The following is a 12,932-nucleotide window of genomic DNA, read 5'->3' on the forward strand; positions in this document are numbered from 1 at the left end:
CGGGAAACACACCCTCATGTCTGAATCCGCTTCCTATCCGCGCGACCTTGTAGGCTATGCGGGCAACCCGCCCGACGCGAAATGGCCCGGCGGCGCGCGCATCGCCGTCCAGTTCGTGATCAATTACGAAGAGGGCGCCGAGAATTCGATCCTTCACGGTGATCGCGGGTCGGAGGCGTTCCTGTCCGAAATGGTGGGCGCGCAGTCCATTCCCGGCGCACGCGCCATTGCGATGGAAAGCCTGTATGAATACGGCTCGCGCGCCGGGTTCTGGCGGCTGCACCGCATCTTTACCCGGCGCAACCAGCCGCTGACCGTATTCGGGGTTGCGGCCGCCATGGCGCGCAATCCGCAGGCGGTGGCCGCGATGAAGGAAGCGGGCTGGGAAATCGCCTCCCACGGGTTGCGCTGGATTGATTACCAGCATGTGCCCGAAGCGGTGGAGCGCGCGCACATACAGGAATGCATCGCGCTGCACACGAAGCTGACCGGCTCACGCCCGCTGGGCTGGTACCAGGGGCGCACCAGCCCCAATACCGCACGCCTGGTGGCCGAGGAGGGTGGCTTTGTCTATGACGCGGATTCCTATGCCGATGACCTGCCGTATTATGACCGCAGCAACGGCCGCGCACAGCTGATCGTGCCCTATACGCTGGATGTGAACGACATGCGTTTCGTCGCCCTGAACGGCTTTACCGAGGGCGAGCAGTTCTTCAACTACCTGCGTGATACGTTCGATGAACTGTATGAGGAAGGGGCCGACAGGCCGCGCATGATGTCGGTTGGCCTGCATTGCCGTGTTGCGGGCCGTCCCGGCCGCGCGCGGGCGGTGGCGCGTTTTCTGGACTATATTGCCACGCGGGAGAAGGTATGGGTGGCCACCCGGCTTGATATCGCGCGCCACTGGCTGCAGGTGCATCCGGCATGAGCGGCGTGATGGACCGGGTCAATGCCCTTTCCGCCGTGCGGTTTGTCGAACTGTTTGGCCCGATATACGAACACTCCCCCTGGATTGCCCAGCGCGCGTATGCCCATGCGCCCTTTGCCGACCCGCAGGCCCTGCTGGCCGCCATGCAGCATGAACTGGCGCACGCAAGCGAGGGTGAGAAGCTGGCCCTGATCCGCGCGCATCCCGAACTGGCGCAGCGCATGGGGGTGGACCCGACCCTGACCTCGGCATCCGCCGCCGAGCAGGCTTCCGCCGGGCTGGACCGGCTGACGCCGGAGGAGTTCACCACCTTTCGCGCGCTGAATGATGCCTATCAGGCCAAATTCGGCATTCCGTTCATCATCTGCGTGCGGCGCTCGGACAAGCAGGGCATTCTGGACGGCATGAAAACCCGGCTGGAAAACACGAGTGCTGCCGAACAGCAGGTGGCCCTGGCTGAAATCAACAAGATTGCGGCCCTGCGCCTGACCGATGTACTGGCAAAGCTGGAGGCGGAGGCATGAGCACCCTTTCCACCCATGTGCTTGACCTTGTATCGGGCCGGCCTGCGGCTGGCATGGCGATCAGCCTGTGGGCGGGGCAGGACTGCCTGTTCCGTGGCGTGACCAATGCCGATGGCCGCTGCCCCGAACTGGGCCAGCAGACGGGCGCGATGCAGGCCGGGGCCTACCGGCTGGAATTCGCGGTGGCAGATTATTTCAGGGGGCAGGATGTGGTGCTGTCCGACCCGCCATTCCTTGATGTCGTGCCGATCGCCTTTGGCATGGCGCAGGTAGCGGCGGGGGAAAAGGGGGGGCATTACCATGTGCCGCTTCTGGTCTCGCCGTACGGGTTCTCGACCTATCGCGGAAGCTGACCGGCTTAAACGCCGATCAATCAGGGAAAGGTTTCTGGTGAAGCTTTTTTCAAAAAGCTTCAAGGAACGCTGCCTTTCTGAACAAAGGCAGCACCCGAAAACTGTCATAGACAAAAAGGGCCGTGGCGTTTGATGCGCCACGGCCCCTTTTTTATCTTCCCCATGGCGGTCAGGCCACCATGGGGAAGGGCCGGATCAGACCAGCGCCTGCTTCAGGGCTGCGGTCAGGTCGGTCGTGCTGGCCTTGCCGCCCAGATCGCCCGTGCGCACGGCGCCCGAGGTGATGACCTTCTCGATGGCCTTGTCGATGCGGGTAGCCAGATCCTGGCGGCCCACATGGGCCAGCATCATGTTCGCAGCCAGCAGCAGCGAGGTCGGGTTGGCCTTGTTCTGGCCCGCAATGTCGGGTGCGGAGCCATGCACGGCTTCGAACACGGCGGCCTTCTCGCCAATATTGGCACCCGGCGCCAGACCAAGGCCGCCAACCAGGCCCGCCGTCAGGTCGGACAGGATGTCACCGAACAGGTTGGTGGTGACAATGCAGTCATACTGCCACGGGTCGGTCACAAGCTGCATGGCGCAGGCGTCAACGATGCGCTCGTTCACTTCCACGCGGCCTTCATATTCCTTGGCAACCTTGCGGCCTTCTTCCAGGAACAGGCCGGTCAGCAGCTTCAGGATGTTGGCCTTGTGCACCAGGGTCACGCGCTTGCGGTTGTTCTTGACCGCGTATTCAAAGGCATAGCGGACAATGCGGTTGCATTCCTTGCGCGTGGTGTAGCCCGCGCTGGTGGCGATGGCATGCGGGTCGTCACCATAGGGAATGTAGTTTTCCATCGCCGCGTAATACCCCTCAAGGTTTTCGCGGAAGATGACGAGGTTGATGTTCTCGAACCGGCCGCCGGGCACGATGGTCTTTGTGGGACGGACATTCGCAAACAGGCCGAACTCCTGGCGCAGTGTCACGTTGATGGACTTGAAGCCGCCACCGACGGGGGTGGTCAGCGGGCCTTTCAGCGCAAGGCCGGTGCGGCGGATGCTCTCGATGGTTTCCTTGGGGAGCGGGCTGCCGGTGGCGTCAAGTGCCGCGACACCGCCAAGGGCCTTTTCCCATTTGAAGGGCGCACCAACCGTATCCAGGATCTCGACAACGGACTGGACAATCTCAGGCCCGATTCCATCACCGGGAATCAGGGTAGCGGGAATTGTTTTTTCTGTAGACATTCTCGAACGTCTCCCTTTGTGCTTGCTACTGAAAAGCGTTTCAGCATGCGCACCGGCTTGGCGGACCCGGTTCGTTGCCGGGTGCCCCGTCGGAACTGGTTAAAAGTCCTAGGCCGCCCCGCCCCGTGTGACAATCGGGCCACGGGGCGATGGCCGTGGTTTTGCAGTCACATTATCCGGCGTTAAGGGGCGCGCAGGCGGCTTCCAGCCATGTGCGTGCCGAACTCTCAAGCTGTGGGGCGATCCTTTCAAGAACCCGCGCATGATAGCGGTCCAGCCATGCAATTTCGTCAGGTTGCAGCAGGGTTGCATCAATCAGCCGCCGGTCAAAGGGGGCATGGGTCAGCACCTCGAATTCCAGGAACGTGCGCCCCGCTTCCCCAATGGGGGATGGCTGTACCAAATGCAGGTTTTCCAGCCGGATGCCGAATGCGCCGGGGCGGTAATAGCCCGGTTCGTTGGACAGGATCATGCCGGCACGGAGCATGACGGGCCGGAAGACGGGGGCGATGGTCGCTGGCCCCTCATGCACCGACAGATAGCTGCCAATGCCGTGGCCGGTGCCGTGGTCGTAGTCCAGCCCCCCGTCCCACAGGGCATGACGGGCCAGCGCGTCCAGCGCATGGCCGGTCACCCCGGTGGGAAAGCGCGCCCGGGCCAGCGCGATATGCCCGCGCAGGACACGGGTGAAGGCGTTGCGGATATCAGCACCCGGCACGTCGGGACCGGTCCAGACGGTGCGGGTGATGTCCGTCGTGCCGAAGGGATATTGGCCGCCACTGTCGATCAGGTAGACTTCGTTTGCCTGCAGCGCGCGGCTGGTCTCAGGTGTGACACGGTAGTGGATGACCGCGCCATTTGGCCCGGCACCCGAAATGGCGGGAAAGCTCTCGCCCCGGTAATCGGGGCTGGCCGCGCGGAAGCGGTCAAGCCGGTCTGCCGCCTCCAGTTCCGTGGTACGGGTTGCGTTCCCCTCCAGCCAGTGCAGGAAGCGGCATATGGCCACGCCATCCAGCAGGTGGGCGTGGCGGCTGCCCTCCTGTTCGGTCGGGTTCTTGATCGCCTTGGGCAGCACGCACGGATTTTCCTTGCGGATGACGGTGGCCCCCGCATCCACCAGTGTCTGGATGAACCAGATGGCGTTGCCGGTCGGGTCCACCTGCACGCGCGCGGGCGCCAGGGCACGCAGGGTCTCTTCCAGCGCATCGGGGGGCAGCAGGGTCACGTCCGGCCCCAGCCACGCGCGCGTGGGACCGGACAGCTTGGCCGGGTCGATCAGCAGCGTGACATGCCCGGTGTCATGCACGATGGCAAAAGACAGGCTGAGCGGGGTGTAGGGCACGTCCTGCCCCCGGATGTTGAGCAGCCATGCGATGGAGGCCGGGTCACTCAGCACCAGCGCGCTGTCACCGGCACCGCGCAGGCTGGCCGCAAGGGCCGCGCGCTTGTCGTGGCTGGACTGTCCCGCCAGGTCTTCGGGCTGCGGCACGCAGGGCGTGCAGGGGGCGGCGGGACGGTCGGTCCAGATCCGGTCCACCGGGTTGGCGGGCAGGGCAACCAGTGCCAGCCCCGCGTCGCTGAAGGGGCGCAGCGCGCTTTCACCAATCAGGCGCGGGTCATAACCGATGCGCAGGCTGGCACCATGGGCCGCCAGCCATGCGGGTGGCGGGGTTTCACGGATATGCAGCCGTTCCCACACGCCAGCATCCACCTGCTGGTCCATCTGGGTGATGTAGCGCCCGTCGGAAAACACGGCGGCGCGGTCGGGCAGGATGGCGGCCATGCCGGCACTGCCGGTAAAGCCGGTCAGCCATGCCAGCCGTTCGGCACAGGGGGCGACATATTCGCCCAGGTGTTCATCCCCACGGGGCAGGATAAAACCGTCAACGCCCATCTGGCTGAGAACGGCACGCAGTGCGCTGGCTCGGTTGGGGGCAGGGGGCATGGGAACCATCCTTGGTCGGGGGTGAAAGATCAGGCGGGGGACATGATGCGGTAGAGGAACAGCAGGTCCATCCACCTTCCGTATTTCGTGCCGCATTCGGGCAGCAGGCCACCGTGCTGGAAGCCAAAGCGCTCATGCAGCCGGCGCGATGCGATATTGGTGGAGGTGATGCCCGCTATCATGACATGCACATCGGCCTCCCTTGCCCGGTCCAGCAATGCCTGCAGCAGGGCGCTGCCAATGCCCTGGCGCTTGTACGCCGGGGAGATGTACAGCGAGTGTTCGACCGTATGCCGGTAGCCTGAAAAGGGGCGGAACGTCTTCCAGCTGCTGTAGCCCGCCACATGGCCATCGGGCGTCTGCGCCACCAGGACGGGGAAGCCGCTGGCCTGACTGGAATGCAGCCATTCCAGCCGGGTGGCGATGTCGGTCTCGTGCGTCTCCCACATGGACGTGCTGTTGCGGATGGCGTGATTCACGATTTCGACAATGGCCGGAATGTCCGCGTCCGTGGCATCGCGGATCAGGAGATCAGGCGTATCAGCCATGGGGCTTGCGCAGGATCAGCGTGCCCCAGTCCCCTTCACGCAGGTGGCGTTCCAGCACCAGCCCATGGCGGCGGTGGGCGGCCAGCACCATGCGGACCTGTGTGTTGAGCAGCCCCGCCAGAATGGCGGTGCCACCGGGCAGCAGGTTACGGGCCAGATCGGCCGCCATGGCGCAGAGCGGGCGGGCCAGGATATTGGCGAATACCAGGTCATAGGGCGCATGGTGGCGGATGGCGGGCGTGGCCCAGCCATTGCCCAGATGGCACGAGATAAGGTTGCCCAGCCCGTTCATGGCGGCATTGCGCCGGGTCACGCGCACGGACCACGGATCGATATCGGTGGCCAGCACCGGCGTATGCAGCAGGGCGGCCGCCGCCATGGCCAGGATGCCCGAGCCGCAGCCAAGGTCAAGGATACGGCGTGGCCTGCGACAGGCCACCATTTCCAGTGCGCGCAGGCAGCCGCGCGTGGACCCGTGCTCGCCCGAGCCGAAGGCGACCCCGGCATCCAGCGTGATGGTGATGCGCTGCGGGTTGGGCGCATCGTCCAGATGCGTGCCACGGATGGCGAAGCGCTGACCTGCAAGCTGCTCGGGGAAGGATTCGTAGGTGCGCGCCAGCCAGCCTTCGGCCTCGGTATGGGTGCGGTCGAGTTCGGCATCCACGCCGGTGGCAAGGGCTGCCATGATCAGGCCCGCGCGCAGTTCGTCCTCGCCGCTGCCGATGTCCTTCACACCTTCCACCCGCCACAGCGTCTGGCTGTCGTCCACTTCAAAAATGCCGATGGTGGCGCATACGGTGGAAAGGGCGGATTCATAGGCTTCCACCGCATCCGGCGGTACCGTGACCGATATGGTTTCCAGTTCTGTGGCGTGACGCCGGGGGGAAAGGCTCATTTATACCTGCTCAACAAATGTATCGATCACCCGCTTGGGGCCTGCTTTTTCAAACGCGACTTCCAGCCGGTTTCCCTCGACCGAGGTAATGGTGCCGTAGCCGAATTTCTGGTGGAACACACGCACCCCCACATTCATGCCCGACCGCGCGGCGGTGGGGGGTGTCACGTCATGTACGCGCCGCGTGGCCATGAGTGGAAAGGGCGTGCTGCCAAACACGGCGGGGCGGCCAGGGAAGGCACGCCGGCTGTTGGCGGTATCGCCGCGTGTCTCGACATGCTCGGCGGGCAGTTCTTCCACAAAGCGGCTGGGAATGGCGGACTGCCAGTTGCCGTATATGCGGCGGTTGGCGGCGTGGCTGATGATGGCCAATTTCCGCGCGCGCGTAATGCCGACATAGGCCAGGCGGCGTTCTTCCTCCAGCCCCTTCAGCCCGCCTTCATCCAGCGTGCGCTGGGACGGGAAGACCCCTTCCTCCCATCCCGGCAGGAACACGGTATCGAATTCCAGCCCCTTGGCGCCGTGCAGGGTCATGATGCTCATGCTGTCGGCGCCGGACCTGTCCTCGGCATCCATGACAAGGGCGACATGTTCAAGGAAACCGCTGAGGTTTTCGTAATCCGCCAGCGAGCGGACCAGTTCCTTCAGGTTTTCCAGCCGCCCCGGCGCATCGGGGGACTTGTCGGCCTTCCACATGTCGATATACCCGCTGTCCTCCAGCAGGTGGTCAATGGCGACGACATGCCCCTCGCGCCCCAGCATCTCGCGCGTGGTGGCGATGCTGCGCATCAGGGCCGCAAGCTGGTCCTTCGCCCGGCCCCTGATCTCGCCCGCCGCCAGCATTTCCAGCACGGCCGCGGTCAGCGGCATCTGGCGCGCGCGCGCGTGCATGTGCATTTTCTGCAGGCCCGTGGTGCCCACGCCCCGGCGGGGCACGTTGATGATGCGCTCGAACGCCAGGTCATCGGATGGCTGGTTGACCACGCGCATATAGGCAATGGCGTCACGGATCTCGGCGCGTTCGTAAAAGCGCAGGCCGCCCACCACGCGGTAGGGCAGGCCCAGCGTGATCAGCCGTTCCTCGAACGCGCGGGTCTGGAAACCGGCGCGGACAAGGATCGCGATTTCGGCCATCGGGTGGCCATCGGCGCGCAGGCGTTCGACCTCGGCGCCGACCATGCGGGCCTCGTCGTCCGAGTCCTGTACGGAAATCACGCGCACCTTCTCGCCTTCCGCATCCTCGCGGCCGGGGTGGAGCGTCTTGCCCAGCCGTTCCTCGTTATGGGCGATCAGGCCCGACGCCGCGCCCAGGATCTGGCGGGTGGAGCGGTAATTGCGTTCCAGCCGCACCACGCGCGCGCCGGGGAAGTCGCGTTCGAAGCGCAGGATGTTTTCCACTTCCGCCCCGCGCCAGGAATAGATGGACTGGTCATCATCGCCCACGCAGCAGATGTTCGATGGCTGCCCGTCCCGATGGGCCAGCAGGCGCAGCCACAGGTACTGGATGGTGTTGGTGTCCTGATATTCGTCCACCAGAATGTAGCGGAAAAAACGGTGGTACTGCGCCAGTACATCGGGGTGCCTGCGCAGGATTTCCGTCATATGCAGCATAAGGTCGCCAAAATCGCAGGCGTTGATCTGCTTCAGGCGCTGCTGGTAGTCGGTATAGATCTCGGCACAGCGGCCATTGGCGAAGTCGGTATCCTCAGCCGCCGTGATGGCGTCGGGCACCAGCCCACGGTCCTTCCAGCGCTGGATCACGCCCATTATGGCCTGTGGCGGCCAGCGCTTGGTGTCGATGCGGTAGGGTTCGAGCACCTGCTTGAGCAGGCGGAGCTGGTCATCGGTATCAAGGATGGTGAAGCTGCTGGTCAGCCCGACATGCTCCGCATGGCGGCGCAGCATGCGCGCGCACAGCGCATGGAACGTGCCCAGCCACAGACCTTCCGCCGGTTCACCCAGCAGGGCGCTCACGCGCTCGCGCATTTCGCGCGCGGCCTTGTTGGTAAAGGTCACGGCCAGAATCTGGTTCGGGCGCGCCCGGCCCGAGAGCAGGATATGCGCGAACCGCGTGGTCAGCACCCGCGTCTTGCCCGTGCCCGCGCCGGCAAGGACCAGCAGCGGGCCATCCGTGGTCTCGATCGCATCCCGCTGTTCGGGATTGAGTCGGTTCAGGTAATCCGGCGCGCGGCCGGTTGGGATAAGGCTGTCCATGGCGTTATCTTCTATAGCAATCCCGGCGCGGGGGCACCAATGCTATCGGGTGCCCCATGAAATGGGGACACGACAGGAGGAATTGCGGTTGCAGAAGGGGGCGGGCATGAAAAAACCGGTTGCAACGGGGCCGGGTGGCCACCGGGGGCGCATGCGCCAGCGCATCCGCGTGGCGGGCGCGCAGTCGCTGGCCGATTATGAACTGCTGGAAGTGCTGCTGTTCGCCGCCATCCCCCGCCGTGACACCAAGCCGCAGGCCAAGGCGCTTCTGGCCCATTTTGGCAGTCTTGAAGCCGTGCTGGAAGCCTCCCCCGCCAGTCTGCGCGCGGCGGGGCTTGGGCCGCGCGGGGTTGCGGTCATGGCCTGTCCGGCGCTGGTGGCCGGGCGGCTTGCCCATGCCGACCTGCGCGGGTGTGTGCTGTTTGCGGACATGGCGGCATTGCTGGCCTATTGCGACCGGCTGCCCAACCGGGACCCCGATGGTGTGCGCGTGTTCCATCTGGATTCAGCAGGCCAGTTGCTGGCGGATGAAGTGGTGCCGCAGGCGGCGGCAGCCGAGATGTGCCGTGCCATACTGGCCCGCGCGCTGGAACTGCATGCCGTCTCGCTTATCACGATGCGCGACACGGGTGCGGCGGTTCCCCCGCCGCAGGGCAGCATGGCGGACCAGCGCTGGGGGCGCATGCTGTACAATCATGCCCGCCTGATGGGGATGGACGTGCAGGACTGCCTGATCCGGGGCGGGGGCAGGACAGTCAGCCTGCGCCCCGTCCTGGTGGCCTGACATGACAGAAGCCTTCGGGGGCCGCCTTTTTTCGAAGAAGCGGCGTCCTTTGACGCTTTTTGAAAAAAGCGTCACCAAAAACTTTTCTATCTTCCAGACCGTTCCCTAGCTGTGGGGATGGGCTTCGGCTGCGGCAAACTGCTGGCTTATGGCCTCCAGCAGTTCGGACGGCTGGCTGACCAGCGCATCGGCCCCGGCTTCGGTCAGTTCTTCGCGCGTGCCATAACCCCACAATACACCCAGTGCGCGGACATGGTTGGCATGGGCGCCACTAATGTCGAAGCGGCGGTCGCCGATCATCAGCGCATCCTCGCGCCGTATGTCATGCTCACGCAGCACGGCGGCGATCAGTTCGGGTTTTTCCGCACCGCTGTCATCCGCGCGCGCGCCGGACAGGCCATCAAAATACTGCACCAGGTTGCGCAGGTGCAGGATCCTGCGCGCCAGGTGGCGTGGCTTGGACGTGGCAACGAACAGCCGCACGCCCTTGGCGGACAGGGTCTCGATCGTCTCGCGCATATGCTCGAATACGGGGCTTTTATGCATGCCTTCCGATTCGTAATGCCTGCGGTACAGCGCCATCGCTTCGTGTACCCGGTCATCGCCATAATGGGCCAGGATATGGGCGATCAGTTCTTCCAGCGGCGGACCCACCACCCATGTCAGGTCGATCGACAGGTCAGGCTCATGCCCAAGGTCGCGCAGGACAGCGTGAATGGAGTCCACAATGCCATCGCGGGAGCGGACGATGGTTCCGTCCAGATCAAAGAGTACGGTATGGGATCTGTTGAAATGCATGCAGGTCTATAACCTCCCTTTTCTGTCTGCATCATGTACCATCGGGGCGGCTTTTGTCCTGAAATTGTTGGGAACGTAGCATTTTGCCCGATCACAGGCCGCAGGCCCCGGTTCCGGTTCCCCTGTCGGGAACGGTCAGCCGGGCGGATGACCATGCCTTTGTACAGCGGCTGATCCGCACGCTTGATCCCGCGCATCCCGCCCCCGACCGGCTGGCGGCGGACCTGCTGGCGCGCTTTGGCTCGGCGGGAATGATGCTGTCGGCGCATGTGGGCGCGCTGGATGAAGTGGCGGGCCGGGGCACGGTCATGCCCCCCCTGTTGGCCGTGGCGCGGGAGGCGGCGCTACGGCTGTATCGCGGCCGGGTGCGGCGCACGGACGTGCTGTCAGGCCAGGCGGGGCTGGAGGCATATCTGCAGGCCTGCATGGGCCATGAAGTGATCGAGCAGTTCCGTGTCCTGTTTCTGGACGAAGGGTTCCACCTGCTGGCCGATGAACTGATGGGTACCGGCACGGTCAACCATTCCCCCGTCTACCCGCGTGAGATCATGCGCCGCGCCCTGCGGCTGGGGGCGGCAAGGCTGGTGCTGGCGCATAATCACCCTGCCGGCAGGGCGGAACCATCGGGTGCGGATATCGAGATGACCCTGCGCATTGCCCAGCTTGGCAGGCTCATGCGGGTGGAGGTGCATGACCATATTATCGTGGGCAATGGCCGCACGCTCAGCTTCCGGGCGGCGGGTCTGCTTGGCTAGCGGGCTTATGCCGCGTCGTCTGCTGGTGGTGTGGCGAGTGGGCCAAGGGCGGCCTCCACCCCGAATTCCCCCGGCAGGCCGCCTGCGGGGAACAGCACGTTGACATGCCCCATCTTGCGGCCGGGCCGGGCTTCCACCTTGCCATAATGATGGGCCAGCAGGCGTGGGGCGGCCAGGATTTCGGGCCAGAGCGCCATGTCGTCGGGGCCGATCAGGTTTTTCATCACTGCATCGCTGTGGCGGATGGCGGGCGGCAGCGGCAGGCCGGTGACCGCGCGCACATGCATCTCGAACTGGTCCACGGGGCAGGCATTCATGGTCCAGTGGCCGGAATTATGGGGGCGTGGGGCAATTTCATTGACCCGCAGGCTGCCATCATGGTCCACGAACATCTCCACCCCCAGCAGGCCGATCAGGCCAAGGGCCGTGGCGATGCGTCGCGCCAGTTCCTGTGCCTGCGCCGCAAGGGCGGGGGGAATGCGGGCCGGGGCCAGGCTTATGTCCAGAATGCCGTTGCGGTGACGGTTCTCGGTCACGTCAAAGGTGCTGATGTCGCCACGCGCATTGCGCGCCACCATCACGCTGACCTCACAGGCGAAGCGCACCATGCCTTCGGCCACAAGCGGGTGGGGGCGCAGCGTGTCGAATGCGTGGTCCAGTTCCGCTGCACTATGGATGCGCGCCTGTCCCTTGCCATCATAGCCAAGCCGCGTGGTCTTGAGGATGAAGGGATAGCCCAGCGCGTCCGCCGCCCGGTCCAGATCGGCCCGGTTTTCCACCGCATGCCACGGGGCAACGGGAACGCCGTTTTCCCCCATGAAACTTTTTTCGGCGATACGGTCCTGGCTTATGCGCAGGATCGCACCCGCCGGATGCACCGGCCGGATGCCGGACAGCAGGTCCAGCCCGTCGGCGCTGATGTTCTCGAACTCGAAGGTAATGACATCCACCGCACCGGCAAAGCGGCGCAGGGCGTCATGGTCATCATACCGGCCCACGGTCACGCCATGGGAAACCTGGGCCGCCGGGCCATCGGCCTCGGGGGTCAGGACATGAGCGCGATAGCCCAGACGGGCGGCGGCGATGGCGGACATGCGGCCCAGCTGGCCGCCACCCACAATGCCCAGCACGCGGCCAGGGGGAAGCCTGTTCATCGGGTCGGCTCATCCGCGACCGATGCCGTCTGCATCGCGCGCCACGCGGCCAGCCTGTCCCCCAGTTCCGGATCGGCCAGCGCCAGAATGGACGCGGCCAGCAGGGCGGCGTTGGTTGCTCCGGCCCTGCCGATGGCCAGCGTGCCCACGGGAATGCCGCCGGGCATCTGCACGATGGAAAGCAGGCTGTCCATGCCCTTGAGCGCATGCGATTCGACCGGTACCCCCAGCACCGGCAGCGCGGTCCAGGCCGCGCACATGCCCGGCAGGTGGGCCGCCCCGCCCGCGCCCGCGATGATGACCGAAAGCCCCCGGCCCTGCGCTGACCTGGCATAGCTGGCCAGCCGGTCGGGCGTGCGGTGGGCGGAGACGATGCGCACCTCGTGCGCAACCTCCAGCCGGTCCAGCACCTCGGTGGCGTGGCGCATGGTTTCCCAGTCGGACTGGCTGCCCATGATCACCCCGATGCGTGGGGCGGCCGTGGAGGCGGGCGAGGGGGAAGGGATGGTCACGTTTGGCGTACTCTCGTCAGATATTCAGGCAATGCTGTCCGGGATCAGGCGGCTTTCCAGCCATGTAATCTCGTCTTTCAGCAGGAGCTTGCGCTTTTTCAGCCTCTGCAGCTGCAACTGGTCCGTTACCTGCAGGGCCATGCGGCTTATGACCGTATCAAGATCACGGTGTTCACTGCGCAGTTCGTGCAGCTTGCGAAGGAGGGTATCCCGATCTGTCAGCATGGCGGCTCATCTGTTAGGTGGGCATGTTACCATCCTAAGCATATCCGCCGCAAAAGGCGACATGCCGGGAAAA

Annotated in this window: 14 protein-coding genes; 5 read left to right on the top strand and 9 right to left on the bottom strand. The window is 64.9% G+C overall.

The features are described 5' to 3' along the window. Window positions 1–16: 16 nt before the first annotated feature. Genes puuE through uraH form a run of 3 tightly spaced genes read left to right on the top strand, consistent with a single transcriptional unit; the run spans window position 17 to window position 1,805 of the window. Window positions 17–928 (top strand): allantoinase PuuE, encoded by a 912-nt coding sequence (gene puuE, locus CFR78_RS09725; protein WP_034931563.1) that lies wholly within the window; start codon window positions 17–19, stop codon window positions 926–928. Beyond that, window positions 925–1,452, top strand: a complete 528-nt coding sequence (gene uraD, locus CFR78_RS09730; protein ID WP_034931565.1) for a 2-oxo-4-hydroxy-4-carboxy-5-ureidoimidazoline decarboxylase — start codon at window positions 925–927, stop codon at window positions 1,450–1,452. The genes puuE and uraD overlap by 4 nt, the downstream gene beginning before the upstream one ends. Further along, on the top strand, window positions 1,449–1,805 hold the full coding sequence (gene uraH / locus CFR78_RS09735) for a hydroxyisourate hydrolase (RefSeq protein ID WP_007399306.1): 357 nt from the start codon (window positions 1,449–1,451) through the stop codon (window positions 1,803–1,805). The genes uraD and uraH overlap by 4 nt, the downstream gene beginning before the upstream one ends. A gap of 195 nt (window positions 1,806–2,000) precedes the next feature. Here uraH and CFR78_RS09745 read toward each other — a convergent pair whose 3' ends face one another. From CFR78_RS09745 to CFR78_RS09765, 5 genes are all read right to left on the bottom strand, one after another. Further along, a complete protein-coding gene (locus CFR78_RS09745; protein WP_007399307.1) occupies window positions 2,001–3,029 on the bottom strand; it encodes an isocitrate/isopropylmalate dehydrogenase family protein in 1,029 nt (342 codons plus the stop codon). 172 nt (window positions 3,030–3,201) lie between these two features. Further along, window positions 3,202–4,974: an aminopeptidase P family protein gene (locus tag CFR78_RS09750; protein ID WP_034931658.1), complete on the bottom strand. Its 1,773-nt coding sequence runs from the start codon at window positions 4,972–4,974 to the stop codon at window positions 3,202–3,204. A 29-nt stretch (window positions 4,975–5,003) separates the two neighbouring features. Continuing rightward, window positions 5,004–5,522 carry a GNAT family N-acetyltransferase gene (locus CFR78_RS09755; protein ID WP_034931568.1) on the bottom strand — a complete coding sequence of 173 codons (519 nt, stop codon included), beginning with the start codon at window positions 5,520–5,522 and terminating at the stop codon, window positions 5,004–5,006. Further along, on the bottom strand, window positions 5,515–6,417 hold the full coding sequence (locus tag CFR78_RS09760) for a 50S ribosomal protein L11 methyltransferase (protein WP_034931571.1): 903 nt from the start codon (window positions 6,415–6,417) through the stop codon (window positions 5,515–5,517). Before CFR78_RS09760 ends, CFR78_RS09755 begins: the two co-directional genes overlap by 8 nt. Further along, window positions 6,418–8,631 (bottom strand): ATP-dependent helicase, encoded by a 2,214-nt coding sequence (locus tag CFR78_RS09765; RefSeq protein WP_034931573.1) that lies wholly within the window; start codon window positions 8,629–8,631, stop codon window positions 6,418–6,420. 106 nt (window positions 8,632–8,737) lie between these two features. On the opposite strand from CFR78_RS09765, the gene CFR78_RS09770 reads away from it, so the two are divergent. After that, window positions 8,738–9,415, top strand: a complete 678-nt coding sequence (locus tag CFR78_RS09770) for a JAB domain-containing protein (RefSeq protein WP_223846629.1) — start codon at window positions 8,738–8,740, stop codon at window positions 9,413–9,415. Between the two features lie 105 nt (window positions 9,416–9,520). Here CFR78_RS09770 and CFR78_RS09775 read toward each other — a convergent pair whose 3' ends face one another. Next, entirely contained in the window at window positions 9,521–10,213 is a 693-nt protein-coding gene (locus CFR78_RS09775) for an HAD hydrolase-like protein (protein WP_007399315.1), read from the bottom strand. A gap of 83 nt (window positions 10,214–10,296) precedes the next feature. Here CFR78_RS09775 and CFR78_RS09780 point away from each other — a divergent pair, with 83 nt between their 5' ends. Continuing rightward, window positions 10,297–10,968, top strand: a complete 672-nt coding sequence (locus CFR78_RS09780) for a JAB domain-containing protein (RefSeq protein WP_007399316.1) — start codon at window positions 10,297–10,299, stop codon at window positions 10,966–10,968. A 5-nt stretch (window positions 10,969–10,973) separates the two neighbouring features. Here CFR78_RS09780 and CFR78_RS09785 read toward each other — a convergent pair whose 3' ends face one another. The 3 genes from CFR78_RS09785 to CFR78_RS09795 form a co-directional block, all read right to left on the bottom strand. After that, on the bottom strand, window positions 10,974–12,122 hold the full coding sequence (locus CFR78_RS09785; protein ID WP_034931576.1) for a 5-(carboxyamino)imidazole ribonucleotide synthase: 1,149 nt from the start codon (window positions 12,120–12,122) through the stop codon (window positions 10,974–10,976). Continuing rightward, window positions 12,119–12,577: a 5-(carboxyamino)imidazole ribonucleotide mutase gene (purE, locus tag CFR78_RS09790; protein WP_034931662.1), complete on the bottom strand. Its 459-nt coding sequence runs from the start codon at window positions 12,575–12,577 to the stop codon at window positions 12,119–12,121. Before purE ends, CFR78_RS09785 begins: the two co-directional genes overlap by 4 nt. 81 nt (window positions 12,578–12,658) lie before the next feature. Next, window positions 12,659–12,859 (bottom strand): YdcH family protein, encoded by a 201-nt coding sequence (locus CFR78_RS09795; protein ID WP_007399319.1) that lies wholly within the window; start codon window positions 12,857–12,859, stop codon window positions 12,659–12,661. Between the last annotated feature and the right edge of the window lie 73 nt (window positions 12,860–12,932).

It is taken from the genome of Komagataeibacter rhaeticus, from assembly GCF_003207855.1.
GTDB lineage: Bacteria > Pseudomonadota > Alphaproteobacteria > Acetobacterales > Acetobacteraceae > Komagataeibacter > Komagataeibacter rhaeticus.

What these genes read in the sequence shown, in the direction of transcription:
- CFR78_RS09775 (WP_007399315.1), bottom strand. Translation starts at nt 10,213, where the DNA reads ATGCATTTCAACAGATCCCATACCGTACTCTTTGATCTGGACGGAACC.
- purE (WP_034931662.1), bottom strand. Translation starts at nt 12,577, where the DNA reads ATGGGCAGCCAGTCCGACTGGGAAACCATGCGCCACGCCACCGAGGTG.
- uraH (WP_007399306.1), top strand. Translation starts at nt 1,449, where the DNA reads ATGAGCACCCTTTCCACCCATGTGCTTGACCTTGTATCGGGCCGGCCT.
- CFR78_RS09785 (WP_034931576.1), bottom strand. Translation starts at nt 12,122, where the DNA reads ATGAACAGGCTTCCCCCTGGCCGCGTGCTGGGCATTGTGGGTGGCGGC.
- CFR78_RS09755 (WP_034931568.1), bottom strand. Translation starts at nt 5,522, where the DNA reads ATGGCTGATACGCCTGATCTCCTGATCCGCGATGCCACGGACGCGGAC.
- uraD (WP_034931565.1), top strand. Translation starts at nt 925, where the DNA reads ATGAGCGGCGTGATGGACCGGGTCAATGCCCTTTCCGCCGTGCGGTTT.
- CFR78_RS09765 (WP_034931573.1), bottom strand. Translation starts at nt 8,631, where the DNA reads ATGGACAGCCTTATCCCAACCGGCCGCGCGCCGGATTACCTGAACCGA.
- puuE (WP_034931563.1), top strand. Translation starts at nt 17, where the DNA reads ATGTCTGAATCCGCTTCCTATCCGCGCGACCTTGTAGGCTATGCGGGC.
- CFR78_RS09795 (WP_007399319.1), bottom strand. Translation starts at nt 12,859, where the DNA reads ATGCTGACAGATCGGGATACCCTCCTTCGCAAGCTGCACGAACTGCGC.
- CFR78_RS09760 (WP_034931571.1), bottom strand. Translation starts at nt 6,417, where the DNA reads ATGAGCCTTTCCCCCCGGCGTCACGCCACAGAACTGGAAACCATATCG.
- CFR78_RS09750 (WP_034931658.1), bottom strand. Translation starts at nt 4,974, where the DNA reads ATGCCCCCTGCCCCCAACCGAGCCAGCGCACTGCGTGCCGTTCTCAGC.
- CFR78_RS09770 (WP_223846629.1), top strand. Translation starts at nt 8,738, where the DNA reads ATGAAAAAACCGGTTGCAACGGGGCCGGGTGGCCACCGGGGGCGCATG.
- CFR78_RS09745 (WP_007399307.1), bottom strand. Translation starts at nt 3,029, where the DNA reads ATGTCTACAGAAAAAACAATTCCCGCTACCCTGATTCCCGGTGATGGA.